This is a genomic window from Hymenobacter sp. (assembly GCF_035709525.1).
Classification (GTDB): domain Bacteria; phylum Bacteroidota; class Bacteroidia; order Cytophagales; family Hymenobacteraceae; genus Hymenobacter.
The window spans coordinates 22,093-38,852 of record NZ_DASTEP010000043.1 but is presented as its reverse complement, the minus strand read 5'-3'; the positions used below and the strand labels follow the sequence as shown (position 1 = coordinate 38,852).

The window sequence follows — 16,760 nt, the reverse complement described above, 5'->3', positions numbered from 1 at the left end:
TTTTTCGTGGCCCGATGCGCGGCTACCTACCTGTGGTGGAGCTGGCCCGCCGCCAGGTTTCTAGTCATGGGCCCAAAAACCGGCACTGAACTTGCGTAGACGACGAGCGGCAATTCACTGATTTATTTCTGTTTTTACTATGAAGCTTCGCCTTCGTTTTCTTGCTTTTGCGCTGGGCTCGGGCCTGGCGCTGGCTGCCCCCACTACCGCGCAGGCGCAGGTGAGCGTGGGGGTCATTATCGGGCCGCCTGCCTGGGGGCCACCCGTGCCGCAGGGCACGCAGTACTACTACATTCCGGAGATAGATGGATACTATGACATCTACAATGGCGTCTACCTCGTGTTCGACGGCTATCAGTGGGTGCAGTTGCCTTACCTCGATGGCTACGACCCGTATTACTTTCACCCTTACCCGGTTAGCTACGTGGGGCCGCAGCCCTGGCGCTACATTGGCACGTACCGCCAGCGCTACCCGCAGTATGTGCTAGGCTACCGGCGCGGCGGCTGGGGCAATACCGGCCCCTATGCCTATGGCCGCGACTACGGCGCGGGCCGCGTGTATGGCTACGACCACGGCCGCGGCAACTACGGCGACCGCGGCAGCTACGGCGGCAATTATTATGGCAACAATGGCCGGGGCAACTACAACGGTGGCCGGGGCGACTTCGACCGCCCCCCCGGCAACGGCGGCCCCAACAACCCCGGCAACGGAGGCGGGCCGCCCCGGCAGGGCCCCGGCAACCCCGGCTGGGGCCCTGCCGGCGGGCAGCCCGGGGGCTTGCCGGGCGGTGGGCAGCCGGGCTGGCAAGGGCCGCCACGCGGGGGCCGGCCGGGCAGCTTTGGCGGCGGGCAGCCGGGCACTGGCCCCGGCGGCGGGCAGCCGGGGGGCGGCCCGCACGAAGGCGGCGGCCGCCGCGGCCGTTAGGCCCCAGGCCTACTATGCTAGCCGGGCTGTACTATCTGTTTTTTTGCAACTTACCAGTAGCTTTGAAGCCGCTCCTCCGAGCGGCTTCTTTTTTTGGCTATGGTTTTCAGCAGCACGCTTTTCCTCTTCTATTTTCTGCCGGTCTTCTTATTGGTGTACTGGCTGGTGCCTGAGCGGGCCAAAAACCCCGTCGCGCTGCTGGCCAGCGTGCTGTTCTACGCCTGGGGCGGGCTCGATTTTTTAGGGCTGTTTCTGGGGTCGGTAGTAATTAACTTTTTTCTCATCCGGTGGATGGCGGCTACGCCCGAGCGCCGCAAGCAGCGTATCTTTTTGCTTGTCAGCGTAGTGCTGAACGTGGGCCTGCTGTTTTACTTCAAGTACGCCAACTTTTTTGTGGATAATGCCGACGCCTTGAGCACGGCGCTGGGTGGTTCCTCTTTCAGTTGGGAGCAGGTGGTACTGCCCATTGGCATCTCGTTTTTCACCTTCGAAAAGCTCACCTACACCATCGACGTGTACCGGGGGGTGAACAAGCCGCTACGCTCGTTCTGGGATTTTTTGCTCTACATCATGCTCTTTCCCAAGCTCATCGCCGGCCCCATCGTGCGCTTTCACGAAATAGCAGGGCAACTCACCGACCGCCGCGCCTTCGATACGGCCGATGAGAAGCTGGCCGGCCTGTTTCGCTTTGCCGTAGGCCTGGGCAAAAAGGTGCTCATTGCCAACGTACTGGGCCAGGAAGTTGACCGTCTTTTTGGCCTGCCTCCCGAGGCGCTGTCCACCGGGGCGGCGTGGCTGGGGGCCCTGGCTTACACGCTCCAGCTTTATTTCGACTTTTCGGGCTACTCCGACATGGCCCTGGGCCTAAGCCGGCTTATGGGTTTTCAGTTTCCCGAAAACTTCAACTCGCCTTATATCTCGCGCTCCATCACCGAGTTTTGGCAGCGCTGGCACATCACGCTGGGCCGTTGGATGCGCGACTACCTCTACATTCCGTTGGGCGGCAATCGGGTGAAACCCAGCCGCCTCTACGCCAATCTGTGGACGGTTTTCATATTATCAGGTTTTTGGCACGGCGCCGCCTGGACGTTTATTGCCTGGGGGGCCTACCACGGGTTTTGGCTGGTGCTAGAGCGCCTGTTTTTGCTGCGGCTGTACCGCCGCCTGGGTGTACTGAGCCTTGTGCCCACGTTTGGGCTCACCGTGGTGGGCTGGGTGCTGTTTCGGGCGCAGTCGCTGCCCCAGGCGCTGGCCTACGTGGGCCGTATGCTGGGGCAGCAGCCTACCGCCCCCGAGGCAGGCTGGGACGCGGCCCCCGCCCCCGCCGTGGCGCTCACTACCGACTGGCAGCAGTTTGACGCGCAGTTTTGGGTGCTGCTAGCACTGGCGCTCGTGTTCGCATTTATGAACGTGGTGCCCGCTTTCGAACGCCGCATGCTGGGCCTGTACGCCGCTCATGCGCTGCCCTTGCGCCGGGCCGTGGGCTATGGGCTAGCCGCGGCCCTGCTGCTGGTGCTCAGCGCCAGCAGTATCGTCAGCAACTCGTTTAATCCGTTTATCTATTTCCGCTTTTAACGGACTGACTACCGGCTTCTTCGCTCCTTATTTCATGCCTTACTCTTCTAAGCTAGCGACTTATGGCCAGCGCCTGGTGCTGGGCAGCCTGCTGCTACTGCTGCTGCTGCCGGCGCTGCAAGCCCAGTGGCCACTGCTGCCAGTGCGCCCGCTCGATGGGGCTACCCTCGATGCGCCGCGCCCAATTTTTAGCTGGGGCGGCCTGCTCGCTGGCCGCTACCAAGCCGACCAGGAAAAATACCTGACCGAACAGCTGGGCTTCCGCCCGTGGTTGGTACGAGTGCGCAATCAGCTAGCCTTCATGCTTTATCACAAGCCCTTAGCCGATGGTATTATTCTGGGCAAAGACCAGAATTTGTTTCAGTACAACAGCATCATTGCCTACCTCGGCGAAGGCCACCCCGGTGAAGAGCCGTTTGAGCAGCGCGCTCGGCAGCTGCGCCAGGTGCAAGACTCGCTGCACGCCCACGGCACCGAACTGCTGTTTGTGCTGGCCCCTGGCAAGCCGCGCATCGTGCCGCACTACCTGCCCGACCAGTACAACCGGTGGCAAACCGCCAGCGACTATCATTCTACCCGCCAGGCCTTTGCTAAGTACGGCGTTAACACCCTCGATGCCGCCGCCCTGCTGCTGCGCTGGCAGGCGGCCTCGCCGCCCTACCCGCTGTTTACGCGCACCGGCACGCACTGGAGCGGCTATGCGACAACGCGGGTGGCCGACACCCTGTTTCACCGCATCGAGCAGCTAACGGGGCAGGATTTGCCTGATTTTGGCCCGCAGGGCCCGCCCACGGTAGCAACCCGCGCCGCCGACCTCCGCCATTCCGACAAGGATTTGGAGGACTTGCTTAACCTCATGCAGGGTATCACGCCCTATCCCACGGCCTACCCCCACATTGTGTTTAAGTTAGCCCAGGGCAAGCAGCGCCCCAACGCCCTCATCATCGGCGATAGCTTCACGCAAAGCTTTTACACGTTTTACCCTTATTTCGACCGCCTGCTGGCCCCCGAATCACGGTTTTGGTACTACAAAAACACCGTGTACTGGCCCGCGCAAACGCCCCCCGGCGAGAGCCGCAACGTCAAGGACCTTGACCTAGCCGCGCAGCTGCGGGGCCGCAAGCTCGTGCTGCTGCTAGCGATGGAGGCCAACCTACACCCGCCGGATTTGGGCTTCGGCTTCGTCGATGAGGCGCTCAAGGTCTACGGCATCCCGGCGCAATAAGCGTCGGGCGGGGCACAAAGCTCCCGGTAGCAGAAGTAGCCCCAAAAGCCTGGCATTGCGTTGCGCACAATGCGAGGCTTTCTTGTCAAGCCATTTGCTGTTACCGCACGCTAACCCAGTTCGCTACCTTGCTTAGCTCGGTAGCCGCAGGCATTCGCTTCTGCCCAAGCAGTTCGGTTATGTAAATCATGTCTGCATCGCGGCCCATGCCGGCCACGGCCGCGATGCGGCCGGCCTGCACATAGAAGGCCAGAAAATCCTGCTTTTCGACCGCGCCGTGGTAGATAATCTCGTCCCACTGCTCGGCGTGGCCGGCGTAGCGCAGGCTTTTGCCATACTGCTGCGTCCAGAAAAAGGGCGCGGCGGTGTAGGCCTGCTGCCGGCCCAGCATGTTGCGGGCCGCCACGGCCCCGTGCTGCTGCGCCAGCCGCCAGTGCTCGATGCGCGCCGGCTGCCCCGTGGCCGCCAGCGGGAAGCGGGCAATGTCGCCGGCCGCGTACACGTTTTTGGCGGCCTGCAAAAACTCATCTACCGCCAGGCCGCCATCTTTTTCCAGGGGAAAAGCATCTTTCAGAAAATCGGTAGCGGGCCGCACACCCACGCCCAGCACCACAGCATCGGCGGGCAGGGTTTGGCCGGTTTTCAGCTGCACGCCGCTCACGTGGCCGCCCTCGCCGAGCAGGGCCGTTACCTCAGCTTCGGTTTCAAACTGCACGCCTTTCTCTTCGTGCATCTTTTGAAACATCGCCCCGATTTCTGGCCCCAGCACCCGCTCAAACGGCACCTTTTCCTGGGCGATGACCGTGACGGCCCGGCCCTCGCCGATGAGGCTACTGGCCGCCTCCATTCCAATAAAGCTACTGCCGATAATGACGACTTGCCTGGCATCTTTGGTGGCTTCTAGCAGGGCATCGGCGTCGGCCTGGGTGCGCAGGGGCAGCACGCCGCCGAGGTCGTGGCCGGGCAGCTTGGGCAGTAGGCTGGGGGTGCCGCCGGGGGCCAGCAGCAGCTGGTCGTAGCGCAGCGGCGGCTGGCCTTCCAGCTGCACTTCCTGCTTGGCGGCATCGACGTCCGTGGCGCGGGTAGCGGTCAGTAATTCAATCTTTTGCTGCGCGTAAAAATCGCGCTCGCGCAGCGGCAGCGTATCGGGTTTGGCCTTACCGGCCAGGTAGGCTTTGCTGAGCTTGGTGCGGTCGTAGGGAATTTTATCATCGGCCGACACCAGCACCACACGGCCCGCGAAGCCCTCGCGCCGCAACGTCTGGGCCGCAAACTCGCCGGCCGCCCCGCCGCCCATGATGACGAAGGTGCGCGTATCGGTGGGCGCGGCGGCGGGCGGCGGGGGCGTGCCGCCCACCTCGGCCGTGGGGGTGGCGTCGGGTTTGTCGGTGCTGGCGGGCGGGCTGGCGGGCACCTGCACCAGGATGCGGCCTTCGGTTTCGCGCACGGCGTAGGCGGGCAGGTCGTCGAGGGCGGGCGGCTCGCAGAGGTGGCCGTTTTCGACCTTGAAACAAGCGTGGTGCCAGGGGCAGATAAGCTTGCCATTCACTACCTTACCTTTCTCCAGCGGCGCGCCGTAGTGCGGGCAGTTGGGGGCGAAGGCGTGCACCTGGCCCTGCTGCCGGGTCAGCAGCACTTGGGGGCCATCATCAGGGGTAGGGAAGGTTTGGAGCGCGCCTTCGGGCAGGCTGGCGGCGTCGGTTATGTCAATTTCGGGATGCATAGCAGCGGAAACGGTACGCCAACCTCAACGTTGAGCCAGGGGCTGAGGTTGGCGTACCGCCTCTGGCGCGCTACTCCAGCACCAAGCGCTTGCTGATGACGTGTTTATCAGCCGCCAGCCGCAGCGTGTACACGCCCGCCGCCAGCGCGCCCACGTCGAGCTGCCCGCGCGCGCCGCTGCCGGCCGCCGGCAAGGTGTAGGTGCCCACCGCCTGCCCCAGAGCATTGAGCAGCGTGGCCGCCACGGGCCGGCTGGCCAGCTCGGCTGGTACTGCCACTGTAAGGACCCCGTGGGCCGGGTTGGGGTACACGCTCACGAGCGCGGCCTCGCGGGTTTCGCGGCTGGCCAGGGTAGCGCGGTTGATAACAAACTGCGTATTAGGCCGATTACCGGCAAAGCGTATCGTTGGAATAGCTGACCCACTCACCTGCGTGGCGTGAATGCCGGTGGTGCCCACGCCCGTGTACTGCCAGCTGATATCGGCCGTGGGCGTGCCATTGCGAAACCAATCCACCAGTACTTCCACGTTGCTGGTGCCGTCCCAGGCGAAGGGTGTCGTCAGGGTAAACGTCTTGTAGCCAGTGCCGGTGGGCAACGCCAGCGCCGCGTTGTTGTACACTTGCGTGGCGCCTACTACCTCAGTGGCCCATGTTACGGGGTTGGCGGCCAGCAGCGTAGCGCTGGTGCTTTTCATGTACACGCTCAGCTGCGAATCGGCAGAGGTGAGCTCGCCGGTGCCGCCTTTATACCAGGCAATGCTCACAATATTGCCGGCCTGCGCCCCGGCGGCCGTCAGCTCGGCGGCCGAGAAGATGGATACCGTGCGGGCGTATTTGTTGCTGGTGGTGCTGGTGCTCAGCAGGGCGTTGGTAGAAGCCGCCGACGTGCCCGCGCCGATGGTAACGGTGAGCGGCTGCGTCTGGGCGTGCGCCTGCGAGGCGGTACCAAGCGCCAGTAATAAGCTCAGCGCGAAAGGCTTGCGAGCAGAAACGAAAGGTAAAGCTGCGAACATGCGGAAGATGAGGAAAAGGTGAATTATTTGGAAAAGATAAGTAGCTCTCTTCAAAGTCTTATTCCCGTCCGCGATTGCCTCAACGAATGTGCGCCTGAGCGCTTTGAGTAGCTGCATAAAAAAAGCAGCCCCGCCGGGGCTGCTTTTTTAGTGTTTTCTTCTCGGCGCTCGCAAAGGCAAGCGCTTTCAACCCCCGCCTTAAAACTCGGCGTTCTTGGGAAAGCGCGGGAACGGAATGACGTCGCGGATGTTGGTCATGCCCGTCACGAACAGCACCAGGCGCTCGAAGCCTAGGCCGAAGCCGGCGTGCGGCGCGGTGCCGAAGCGGCGCGTGTCGAGGTACCACCACAGCTCGTCGGCGGGCACGTGCATTTCGGCCATGCGGGCTTCGAGCTTGGCCAGGTCTTCCTCGCGCTGCGAGCCACCGATGATTTCGCCGATGCCGGGGAAGAGTACGTCCATGGCCCGCACCGTGCGGCCGTCGTCGTCGAGCTTCATGTAGAAGGCCTTGATTTCCTTGGGGTAGTTGGTGAGGATAACCGGCTTCTTGAAGTGCTTTTCCACGAGGTAGCGCTCGTGCTCGCTCTGCAAGTCGGTGCCCCAGTCTACGGGGAATTCAAATTTCTTCTTGGCCGATTTCAGAATCTCCACCGCCTCGGTGTAGGTGAGGCGCTGGAAGGCATTGTCGGTCACAAACTTGAGGCGCTCCAGCAGCTCCTTGTCGTAGGTGTCGTTGAGGAATTGCAGGTCGGCGGCGCAGTGCTCCAGCGCATACTTCACCAGGCTCTGGAGGAAGTCCTCGGCCAGGTCCATGTTGTCGGTGAGGTCGTTGAAAGCCACTTCGGGCTCTATCATCCAGAACTCGGCGAGGTGGCGGGCGGTGTTCGAGTTTTCGGCCCGGAAGGTGGGGCCGAAGGTGTACACGCTGCCCAGCGCCATGGCCGCCAACTCGCCTTCGAGCTGGCCCGATACGGTGAGGTTGGTTTGCTTGCCAAAGAAGTCTTCCGCAAAGTCCACCGAGCCGTCTTCGGTGCGCGGCGGGTGCTCGGGGGGCAGGGTCGTCACGCGGAACATCTGGCCCGCACCCTCGGCGTCGGAGCCCGTGATGATGGGCGTGTGGACGTAGTAGAAGCCGTTCTTATTGAAGTAGTCGTGAATGGCGAACGCCAGCGCGTGCCGGATGCGCAGCACCGCCCCGAAGGTGTTGGTGCGGGGGCGCAAGTGGGCGATTTCGCGCAGGTGCTCCAGCGAGGTTGCTTTCTTTTGCAGCGGGTAGGCTTCGGGGTCGGCGGTGCCGAGCACGGTTATCTCAGTGGCCTGAATCTCCGACGATTGGCCTTTGCCCTGGCTGGCTACCAGCTGGCCGCGCACCGCGATGCACGAGCCGGTAGTCACGCCTTTCAGGCTTTCCTCGGGAAACTTCTCGGCGTCGGCTACTACTTGCAGCGTGGCCAGGCCCGAGCCGTCGTTGAGGGCGATGAACTGCACGTATTTGTTGCCGCGGCGGGTGCGTACCCAGCCCTTCACCAGCACGTCGCGGTTGAGGTCGGTACTCGAAAGCAGGTCTTGAATGCGGGTGCGGCGGAGCTGGTCGGCGGGCATGAGGTTGGTTTCTGGTTTCTGGTTCCTGGTTTCTGAATTTCAGGCGTGGTAGCATCCACAACTAAAAATCAGAAACCAAAAACCCAATACGCCCGCAAATGTAAAGCCAGTGCCAGCCGCCGCCGCCGCCCACGGGCTAACCCCAGCCGAAATTTGCTAGTATGAGGCTACGACTGGTTAGTTTGTTCTGCCGTATCTATCCTGCCGGCCCCGGCCGGCAGGCCCGTTTTTGCTAGTTTCCTGCCCATGCAACGCCTCGACCTTTCCCAGCACCTTTCCCAACGCCTTTCGCCGCAGCAGATTCAGTTTATCAAGCTGCTGCAAATACCTACGGCCGAGCTAGAAACGCGTATTAAGGAGGAAATGGAGGTAAACCCCGCCTTGGAAGAAGGCGACAGCGAGGAGGCCGAGCGCGACGACAGCCCCGACGACGCGGCCGACGACAACGACCCCAACGACTCGCTCGACAGCGATGATAATACGCTGGATGAGGACTTTAGCAGCAGCGAGCGCGACGAGAGCAGCCCCGCCGACGACTACGCCGACGAGCGCCCCGAGTCCGCCGCCGAGCCCGAGGCCCTGGGCATTGACAACGACAACCACGACATCGACATCAGCGACTACGTCAACGACGACGAGATAGCGGGCTACAAAATGCAGGGCGACGGCCCCGGCGACGAGGAAGAGCGCGAAATGCCGCTGGCCGACACCAGCGGCTCGCTGCAAGACTCGCTGCTCGACCAGCTGCACTACGCCCAGCTCGACGAGCTGGAGCAAAGCATTGGCGAGCAGCTCATTGGCTCGATTGATGGCGACGGTTACATCCGGCGCGACCTCGCAGCCATTGCCAACGACCTGGCCTTCAGCCAGAACATCGAAGCTACCGAGGCCGAGATTGAAAGCGTATTGCGCGTCATCCAGACCTTCGACCCGGCCGGCATCGCGGCCCGCGACCTGCCCGAGTGCCTGATGCTCCAGCTGGAGCGGCGCCCGCAGGACGAAGCCACCCAAAACGCCGAACGTATTCTGACCGAGACGTTTGAGGAGTTTACCAAAAAGCACTACCAGCGTATTCAGCAACGGCTCGACCTAGAGGACGACGAGCTGAAAGACGCCGTGGCCGTCATTCTGAAGCTGAACCCCAAGCCCGGCGGCAGTGGCCCCGTGAGCGGCGGCAAGGGTAGCGCCGGCGGCGCGCAGTACCTCATGCCCGACTTCATCCTGACCAACGACAACGGCGAGCTGAACCTGACTCTCAACGCCCGCAACGCCCCCGAGCTGCGCGTGAGCCGCGACTACCGCGAGATGCTTCAGACCTACGACAAGGCGGCCAAAAAGGACCAGAAAATGAAGGAGGCCGTGAGCTTTGTGAAGCAGAAGCTCGACTCGGCCAAGTGGTTTATCGACGCCATCCGGCAGCGGCAGAATACGCTGCTGCGCACCATGTCGGCCATCGTGGAGCGCCAGCGCGAGTTCTTCCTCACCGGCGACGACTCGAAGCTGCGGCCCATGATTCTCAAGGACATCGCCCAGGCCATCGGCATGGATATCAGCACCATCAGCCGGGTAGCTAACTCGAAGAGCATCCAGACCGAGCATGGCATTTACCCGCTCAAGTTTTTCTTCTCAGAAGGCATCGCCACCGACTCGGGCGAGGACGCCAGCAGCCGCGAAGTGAAAAGCATTCTGAAAGACCTCATCGGCGGCGAGAAAAAAGACCACCCGCTGAGCGACGACAAGCTCGAAAAAATGCTGAACGCGCGGGGCTACAACATCGCCCGCCGCACGGTGGCCAAGTACCGCGAGCAGCTCAATATCCCGGTGGCCCGCCTGCGCAAGGAGCTGTAGCACGGAGTGGCACTCCGTTTGGCGTCAGGCTAGCGCGCCCAGACGCGAAACGGAGTGCCACTCCATTCCACAACTAAACTTACGCTCAGCATGTTACATTTGCACTACAAAAAAAATAACCTACCGAGCCTCCCGGCCCGGCAGGCTACCCAACCACTCAAGCCAGTGAGCGGAGCAGCGAAGGCCGATGGCCTTCGCTGCTCCGCTCACGAAGCCCAGCAAGGCAGCCTTGCCGAGTGCTTTGAATAGCTGTAGCGCACGTTCCCTTTGCATGGGTAAGGAGAGGGTGTCGCGTCACCCACTTCTTGAACCCTCGGCGTCCCGCAACGCCGGGGGTTCGCCGTTTATAGGCGACCGTGTTGGCGGGATGTATACCGTACGTTAGACCAAAGCTACGGCGCATTTTAGCTTGATTGTTTGGCTTATAGCTGTTGGGTTTAAAACAAAACCCACGCTCCTGCGTCTGGCAAGCTAAAGCTTACCCTACCCAATGTCCCAACGCATTATTCTCACCGGCGCTACCGGCATGGTCGGCGAAGGCGTGCTGCTCACGCTGCTCGGCCAGCCCGAAGTCGAAACGGTGCTCTCCATCAGCCGCAAGCCCAGCGGGCACGCGCACCCCAAGCTGCACGAGCTGCTGGTAGCCGATTTCTTCGACCTTAGCGGCATGGAGGACGAGCTGACGGGCTACACGGCGTGCTTTTTCTGCGCGGGCGTGTCGTCGCTGGGCATGAAGGAGGACGCTTACACCCGCGTGACGCACGACCTGACGCTGCACGTTGCCCGCACGCTGCTGCGGCACTCGCCGCAGGCCACGTTTTGCTACGTATCGGGCGCGGGCACCGGCGGGCAAGCCATGTGGGCCAGGGTGAAGCGCCGCACCGAAAATGACCTGCTGGCACTGCCCTTCCGGTCGGCCTACATGTTTCGGCCGGGCGGCCTGAAACCCGTGAAGGGCCAGCGGCACGTGCTCGCCGCCTACCGCTGGTTTAGCTGGCTGATGCCGCTGGCGCGGCTATTTAACTACGCCAGCACGCTACGCGAACTGGGTTTGGCTATGCTGCACGCCGCCGAGCGCGGCGCACCCGCGAACGTATTGGAGGTGAAGAACATCAACCAGCTGGCCAGGTAGCGCGGACTTTCAGTCCGCGAGCACTCACGGTCTGTATTGGCGACGGCCTATTGATAGCAGCCCCAGCGGGGCGACCCGTTGGTAGCAGCCACCAAGCAAAAAGCGGCGAAAGCCCCGTAGGGGCGACCCAACCAGTTGATTGGGTCGCCCCTACGGGGCTTGGATGCCTCGGAGCCAATCCATTTTCTACCGACGGGCCGCCCCTACGGGGCTACATCGCGACATGAATTAGTTGCTCGCGAACTGAAAGCCCGCGCTACCCCTCCGCCAGTTGCAACAGCACCTCGTGGTAGGGCCGGCCCAGCACCCGCGCCTTCAGCCAGGCATAGAAGCTAATGACTTGTAAGTCTTCGCGCTCCTCCGACAAAAACGCCGGAATGCGCGCCACCCGCGCCGCAAAGCCCGGCGTGCGGGCCACGGCCGGGTCGGCAATAATCTCGCGCACGAAGCCCAGGAAGCTGAGCACCGCGTGGTAGGGCCCGCCCAGCGGCGCGGCCAGCGCATCGGCCGTGGCCGCGGCGGCCGGAAACTGCTCGTGCAGCCGCCGCTCGATGGCACGCAGGCGCGTCAGCGCCTGGTCGGGGTTGCCGAGCTCCAGCTGCACCAGCATCTCGCCGAGGTTGTGGTTGAGCAGCCATTCCATGCCCAGGTTTTGCTCGAGCCAGTGGTCGGTGCGGTCGAGGCTGATGAGCGTCTGGTTGGCTTTGTGGTAGTTGGCGTCGGCGAAGTAGTGAAAGCTAAGCTGCAAGCGCGCCGTAAGCTGGTCGGCGGGCAATAGCGGCGGTTGGGCAGCCAGCGCTTCTTCCAGAATGCGGATGCTCTCCTTGTTGCGCCGCAGAAAGGCACAGTTGGCCGCCAGCAAAAACGTGAAGCGCGGTTGCAGCTCGGCCAGCTGCCGGCCCGGCGCGGCGGCCAGCACGGCCAGCCCCTGCTCCAAATACGCCACCGACTCGGGAAAGCGCCGCGAGCGGTAGAGCGCGTGCGCCAGCATATACAGCAGCCGCAGCTGGTAGCCCCGGTGGGCCGGCGCAAAGCCGTGGCGGCGCTCCATAAGCCGGTAGCAGCGCTCGATGTAGGGCGCAAACGACGCAAAATCGCCGCGCACCAGCATGGCGTGCCGCGTGATGCTCATGAGGCGGCACAGCAGCGAGGGCGAGCGCGCAAACGCCTCCTGCAAGTCGTATTCAGTCAGAATGCTGCGCAAAATCTCGTCGGCCGGCACAGCGCCGCGGCCGTGCTGCCGGGCCTGGCGCAGGCGCTGGCGCAGGAGGCTGTCGGCAATGGCGGCTCGCTCCTCTTCGTCGGCGGCTTTTTTGTTGCGGCGGCGGCGCTCCAAGATGGCGTCGAGCGGCTCGGCGTGGGGCGAGCTGGCGTACTGAATCTGGAGGTTGTACACCGCGTTCAGGGGCTCGTACTGCTCGTTGTCCTGGGCCAGCTTTTCGGCTTTGCGCAGCAGGTTCCAGGCCAGGCGCGGCACGCCCGCCCCAAACAGGTACTGCGCCAGCGTGAGCTGCCCGCGCACCGAAGTGGCGGCCGTGGCATCGTGCTGGCGCTGCCGCAGCAGCAAAAAATCGGTGAGATACCGCAGCAGCCGCTTGCGCAGGGCGTAGTAGGCTACGGGGTTGGGCTCGTCGGGGTAAAGCTTGGCAATGAGCGCCTCGGTCTTGTATTCCTTGGGGCTGAGTAGCAGCTCGAGCAGGCGCAAGTCTTGCCGGCCGGTGGCCTTGCGGCGCTGCCACTGAATAAACCGCTCGAGGTCGCGGCGGTCGTCGGGGGGCAGGGTTTGCAGGGTCAGGCGCAGGTCATCCATGAGAGGGCGAGGTTATTCGGCACCAAAATAAGCCCCCCACTACGGTAGCAGACGGCACTAGCCCAACCCCGTGCAGCTTATCGCCGTACAAGCCTCACAACCCACCTTCAACCTTTTTCACTCATGGACGCTAACAACAATAACGTCAACGACAGCACCGAGCTGCGCGCTCGCGGCAACTGGAACGAAATCAAAGGCGCTGCCAAGCAGAAGTGGGGCCAGCTGACCGACGATGACATGGCCTACGACGAAGGCAAGCAAGACGAGTGGTTTGGCCAGCTACAACAGAAAACCGGCCACGCCATCGACGAAATCAAAGACTGGTTCTCGAAAACCTTCAGCGGCACCTCGGACGACCCGAACCGCCCCTCGAACCAGCACTAAGCTAGCTACTTACCGGTAAAACCGGTTTTCATAAAACGCCCCGCTTCGGCCCCGAAGCGGGGCGTTTTACTGCTGTAGGGTAAGCTTTAGCTTGCCTTTTTTGCGGTCGGCAAGGCCAGCAAGCTAAAGCTTACCCTACACTACCCCCACAAGTCGGCCGCCACGCGGTAGGTGTTGGCGTGGGCCTCCACGATGTCGCTTATCTTCTCGGAGTAGCCGCCGCCCATGCACACTACCGTGGGCAGGCCGCGCTGGCGCAACGCGCTCAGCACCAGCTCGTCGCGGCGGCGGCAGCCGGCCCGCGTGAGGGCCAGGTAGCCGAGCTTATCGGTGGCCAGCACGTCTACCCCGCTGAGGTAAAACACGAAGTCGGGCCGCACCTGCTCGTCGAGCAGGCGCGGCAGCGTGCCGGCCAGCAAAGCCAGGTAGTCGTCGTCGCCGAGGCCGTCGGGCAGCGGCAGGTCGAGGTCCGATATCTCCTTGCGGCCTGGAAAGTTGCGCGCCCCGTGCATCGAAAACGTGAACACCCGCGGCTCGTGTTGGAACAGGGCCGCCGTGCCGTTGCCCTGGTGCACGTCGAGGTCGATAATGAGAATCTGGCGCACCCGCGCCGGCTCGTGCGCCAGCAGCCAGTTGGCAGCCACCGCTTGGTCATTGAGCAGGCAAAAGCCCTCGGGGCGGCCCGCAAAGGCGTGGTGCGTGCCACCCGCAATGTTGAGGGCCACGCCCGCGCCCGCCAGCACCCGCTGCGCGCAGCCGATGGTGCCGCCCAGCAGCACCATCTCGCGCTCGGCCAGGGCCGGGCTCCACGGAAAGCCGCTGGCCCGCTCCTCTTGCCGCGTGAGCTGCCCGGCCAGCAGCCGGCGCACGTAGTCGGCCTCGTGGGTGAGCAGCACATCGGCCAGGGGCGGCGGGGTGGGCACAAAAAAGTCGCTGGCCGTGGCGGTGCCCTCGTGCAGCAGCTGCTCGGGCAGCAGCTCGTACTTCAGCATCGGGAAGCGGTGGCCCGGCGGCAGCGGCAGCACGTAGTTGGGCGCAAACGCGATGGTCATGGGCCTATATTGCAAAAGCTAAACATTGAGCGGCGGCTACTTGGGTAACGGGCAACAACTTCGGGAGTTTTTTCGAAAACCAGGCCGTTGGGAGATTAGCAGTCTGGCTTGGTCGCATTAACTAATCCGGTCAGGGCGTTTCTTCGTAACTTTCCCGACTTGTTACCGCTGCTATCTACCTACTTCCCACCCGCTTATTTTAGTATTCATGGCTTCTCCCCGCTCTGCCTCGGCCCGGCCGCTGGCTGCTTCCGAACGGCGCTACCGCCGCTCATCTTTCAACGGGGCCCGGCAGCTGAGCGCTGCCCAGGCCCCCACCCGCCGCATACTAGTGCTACTGGGCCTGCTGGCCGTGGCGCTGCTGGTGGCCGTGGCCGTTATCGTGGGCACGCATTTTGCCGGCCGCGAGGCCCCCGCTACCGGCGCGGCCGGCAGCGCCGCGGCTACTCATCCAGCCAGTTATTGACCACGCCGCCGAGCACGCTGCCGCTTTCCTTGCGGGCGTTGCCGCCGCTCGGGGCCAGGGCCTGAATGAGCTTTTTGACGGGCATGGACTGAATCCAGACGCGGCCGGTGCCGCGCAACGTGGCCAGCAGCAGCCCTTCGCCGCCAAATATCATCGACTTGAGGCCGCCGGCCCGCGCCACGCTAAAATCGATGCCCGGCTCGAAGGCCACGATGCAGCCCGTGTCCACGCGTAGTAGCTCGTTGTGGAGGCGCTTTTCGATGATGGTGCCGCCCGCGTGCACAAAGGCCTTGCCGTCGCCGGTGAGCTTTTGCAAAATGAAGCCCTCGCCGCCGAAAAAGCCCGCGCCGAATTTCTGGTTGAAGTGCAAACTGATTTTGGTGCCCCGCGCGGCGGCCAGAAAGCCGTCTTTCTGCACGATGAGGCCCTGGGGCAGGGTGCCCAGGTCGAGCGGAATGATGGTGCCGGGGTAGGGCGCCGAAAAGGCTACCCGGCTTTTGCCGTAGCTGCCCCGGTGCGTGAAGTGGGTCAGAAACAAACTTTCGCCGGTGATGAGGCGGGTACCCGCCGAGAATAGCTTGCCCATAAAGCCTTGGTCGGGCTCCGAGCCATCGCCCATCTTGGTTTCGAAGGCGATGGCCTCGTCCATGTACACCATCGCGCCGGCCTCGGCAATGACGGTTTCCTGGGGGTCGAGCTCAATTTCGAGCACCTGGATATCGGAGCCCAGAATGCGGTAGTCTACGTCGTGCGAGCGCATGAGCAAAGCAGAAATAAGGGTGAGTGGCAAAAGTAGGCCACGCGCTATATCGCCGGCAGGCCGATATACTTACAGGTAGTTTTTACCGTTCAAGGCTGGCACCTAACCCTCACACCTTCACTACCCTGCCATGCGCGCTCAGTTCCTCCTTTTCCTCGGCCTGGCCGGGGCCACGGCCTGCACCACGGCGGTGCCCGGCCGCCAGCACGCCGCCTTCTGGCGCACCAATGGCTACGACCACCAGGGCCGCGAGCAAGGCCGCTGGCGCACGTATTTCGACAACAAAAACAAGCAGTCGCGCTTCACTACCGGGCGCTACCGCCACGGGCGGCCCGTGGGCCACTGGCGCTACTACACCCAGCTCGGCACCCTCGACCACGAGGAGCGTTACCGCCGCCACTACAGCACCATCACCTTCTACCATCCCAACGGCCAGGTGGCCCAGAAAGGCCGCGCCCGCGTGGCCGACGAGGGTGCCGTGCTACACTACTACTGGTTGGGCGAGTGGCAGCGCTTTTCCGAAGCCGGCCGCCTGGTCGGGGTCGATACCTATGAGAAAGGCCAGAAGGTAGCCAGCCGGGTTGGTGAATGAGCGGTTTTTTTGGGTGAGCGGGTGAGCGGGTGAGTGGGTGAGTACGGTCGTCATGCTGAGCGCAGCGAAGCATCTCTATCACTTCTTCCAAGCTGTGCAACGAGGCGGTGGAGATGCTGCGCTCAGCATGACGACCGTACTCACCCACTCAACCGCTCACCCGCTCCCCTACAGCTCCGCGCGCGTTTCGGCGGCTTCGTCGGTGTCGTTGCCGACGTCTTTTTTGCGCTTGGCCTCGCGGCTGGTGCGCTTCATAAAGTCCTCGTCCGATTCTTCGGGCTCCTCGGGGCCTTCGGCTACCTCGAAGTCTTCGTCTTCGCGGCTGCGGCGGGCGGCCTGGGCGGCGGCTTCGGCCTCGGCACGGGCGTCTTCGCCGAACTGGCCTTCGCGGTGCACGATTTTCTTGTCGCGCACGTGGCGGCCCAGAAACTGATTTATCTGCTCGATGGAATAGTTAGAGGTGATTTCGCCCAGGGGGTTCACCCCGATTTCGAAGCCTTCGAGCTCTTTGTGCACACGGGCCTTTTTGTCGGGCTCGGGGGCTTTTTGCTTGGGTTTGGTGGGTTTCTTAGCCATCTTTTCAATGAGCAATTAGCAATGAACAATTAGCAGCCGGTCGTTATTACGCAAAAGGCCGCGCCGGAGACTATCCGG

At 63.0% G+C, this 16,760-nt stretch carries 15 protein-coding genes; 8 read left to right on the top strand and 7 right to left on the bottom strand.

What is annotated here, in order from left to right; all coding sequences use genetic code 11:
* The first annotated feature begins 139 nt into the window (after positions 1-139).
* The 3 genes from VFO93_RS03795 to VFO93_RS03785 all read left to right on the top strand — a co-directional run bounded on the left by VFO93_RS03795 (position 140) and on the right by VFO93_RS03785 (position 3,725).
* Complete coding sequence (locus VFO93_RS03795) at positions 140-925, top strand: hypothetical protein (protein WP_325132987.1); 786 nt, start codon at positions 140-142, stop codon at positions 923-925.
* Between the two features lie 99 nt (positions 926-1,024).
* Positions 1,025-2,500, top strand: coding sequence for an MBOAT family protein (locus VFO93_RS03790; protein WP_325132986.1), 1,476 nt, complete (start codon positions 1,025-1,027; stop codon positions 2,498-2,500).
* Between the two features lie 34 nt (positions 2,501-2,534).
* A complete protein-coding gene (locus VFO93_RS03785; RefSeq protein WP_325132985.1) occupies positions 2,535-3,725 on the top strand; it encodes an alginate O-acetyltransferase AlgX-related protein in 1,191 nt (396 codons plus the stop codon).
* Between the two features lie 100 nt (positions 3,726-3,825).
* On the opposite strand, the gene VFO93_RS03780 is transcribed toward VFO93_RS03785, so the two are convergent.
* The 3 genes from VFO93_RS03780 to asnS all read right to left on the bottom strand — a co-directional run bounded on the left by VFO93_RS03780 (position 3,826) and on the right by asnS (position 8,062).
* The gene (locus VFO93_RS03780) at positions 3,826-5,448 is read right to left on the bottom strand and encodes an FAD-dependent oxidoreductase (RefSeq protein ID WP_325132984.1); all 1,623 of its coding nucleotides are present in this window, start codon (positions 5,446-5,448) and stop codon (positions 3,826-3,828) included.
* 70 nt (positions 5,449-5,518) lie between these two features.
* Positions 5,519-6,460 (bottom strand): T9SS type A sorting domain-containing protein, encoded by a 942-nt coding sequence (locus tag VFO93_RS03775; RefSeq protein WP_325132983.1) that lies wholly within the window; start codon positions 6,458-6,460, stop codon positions 5,519-5,521.
* A gap of 198 nt (positions 6,461-6,658) precedes the next feature.
* Positions 6,659-8,062 carry an asparagine--tRNA ligase gene (gene asnS / locus VFO93_RS03770; protein ID WP_325132982.1) on the bottom strand — a complete coding sequence of 468 codons (1,404 nt, stop codon included), beginning with the start codon at positions 8,060-8,062 and terminating at the stop codon, positions 6,659-6,661.
* 246 nt (positions 8,063-8,308) lie between these two features.
* On the opposite strand from asnS, the gene rpoN reads away from it, so the two are divergent.
* Entirely contained in the window at positions 8,309-9,910 is a 1,602-nt protein-coding gene (gene rpoN, locus VFO93_RS03765) for an RNA polymerase factor sigma-54 (protein ID WP_325132981.1), read from the top strand.
* A 490-nt stretch (positions 9,911-10,400) separates the two neighbouring features.
* Positions 10,401-11,042: an NAD-dependent epimerase/dehydratase family protein gene (locus tag VFO93_RS03760; protein WP_325132980.1), complete on the top strand. Its 642-nt coding sequence runs from the start codon at positions 10,401-10,403 to the stop codon at positions 11,040-11,042.
* A gap of 256 nt (positions 11,043-11,298) precedes the next feature.
* Here the strand turns inward: VFO93_RS03760 and VFO93_RS03755 are convergent, their stop codons facing one another.
* On the bottom strand, positions 11,299-12,852 hold the full coding sequence (locus VFO93_RS03755; protein ID WP_325132979.1) for a hypothetical protein: 1,554 nt from the start codon (positions 12,850-12,852) through the stop codon (positions 11,299-11,301).
* A 123-nt stretch (positions 12,853-12,975) separates the two neighbouring features.
* On the opposite strand from VFO93_RS03755, the gene VFO93_RS03750 reads away from it, so the two are divergent.
* On the top strand, positions 12,976-13,236 hold the full coding sequence (locus VFO93_RS03750) for a CsbD family protein (protein WP_325132978.1): 261 nt from the start codon (positions 12,976-12,978) through the stop codon (positions 13,234-13,236).
* Between the two features lie 140 nt (positions 13,237-13,376).
* Here the strand turns inward: VFO93_RS03750 and VFO93_RS03745 are convergent, their stop codons facing one another.
* Positions 13,377-14,288: a histone deacetylase gene (locus VFO93_RS03745; RefSeq protein WP_325132977.1), complete on the bottom strand. Its 912-nt coding sequence runs from the start codon at positions 14,286-14,288 to the stop codon at positions 13,377-13,379.
* Between the two features lie 208 nt (positions 14,289-14,496).
* On the opposite strand from VFO93_RS03745, the gene VFO93_RS03740 reads away from it, so the two are divergent.
* A complete protein-coding gene (locus VFO93_RS03740) occupies positions 14,497-14,754 on the top strand; it encodes a hypothetical protein (RefSeq protein ID WP_325132976.1) in 258 nt (85 codons plus the stop codon).
* On the opposite strand, the gene VFO93_RS03735 is transcribed toward VFO93_RS03740, so the two are convergent.
* The gene (locus VFO93_RS03735; RefSeq protein WP_325132975.1) at positions 14,732-15,514 is read right to left on the bottom strand and encodes a TIGR00266 family protein; all 783 of its coding nucleotides are present in this window, start codon (positions 15,512-15,514) and stop codon (positions 14,732-14,734) included. The two genes, VFO93_RS03740 and VFO93_RS03735, sit on opposite strands and share 23 nt — an antisense overlap.
* A 130-nt stretch (positions 15,515-15,644) precedes the next feature.
* Here VFO93_RS03735 and VFO93_RS03730 point away from each other — a divergent pair, with 130 nt between their 5' ends.
* A complete protein-coding gene (locus tag VFO93_RS03730) occupies positions 15,645-16,106 on the top strand; it encodes a hypothetical protein (protein ID WP_325132974.1) in 462 nt (153 codons plus the stop codon).
* A 168-nt stretch (positions 16,107-16,274) separates the two neighbouring features.
* On the opposite strand, the gene VFO93_RS03725 is transcribed toward VFO93_RS03730, so the two are convergent.
* A complete protein-coding gene (locus tag VFO93_RS03725) occupies positions 16,275-16,682 on the bottom strand; it encodes a hypothetical protein (protein WP_325132973.1) in 408 nt (135 codons plus the stop codon).
* Positions 16,683-16,760: the final 78 nt, after the last annotated feature.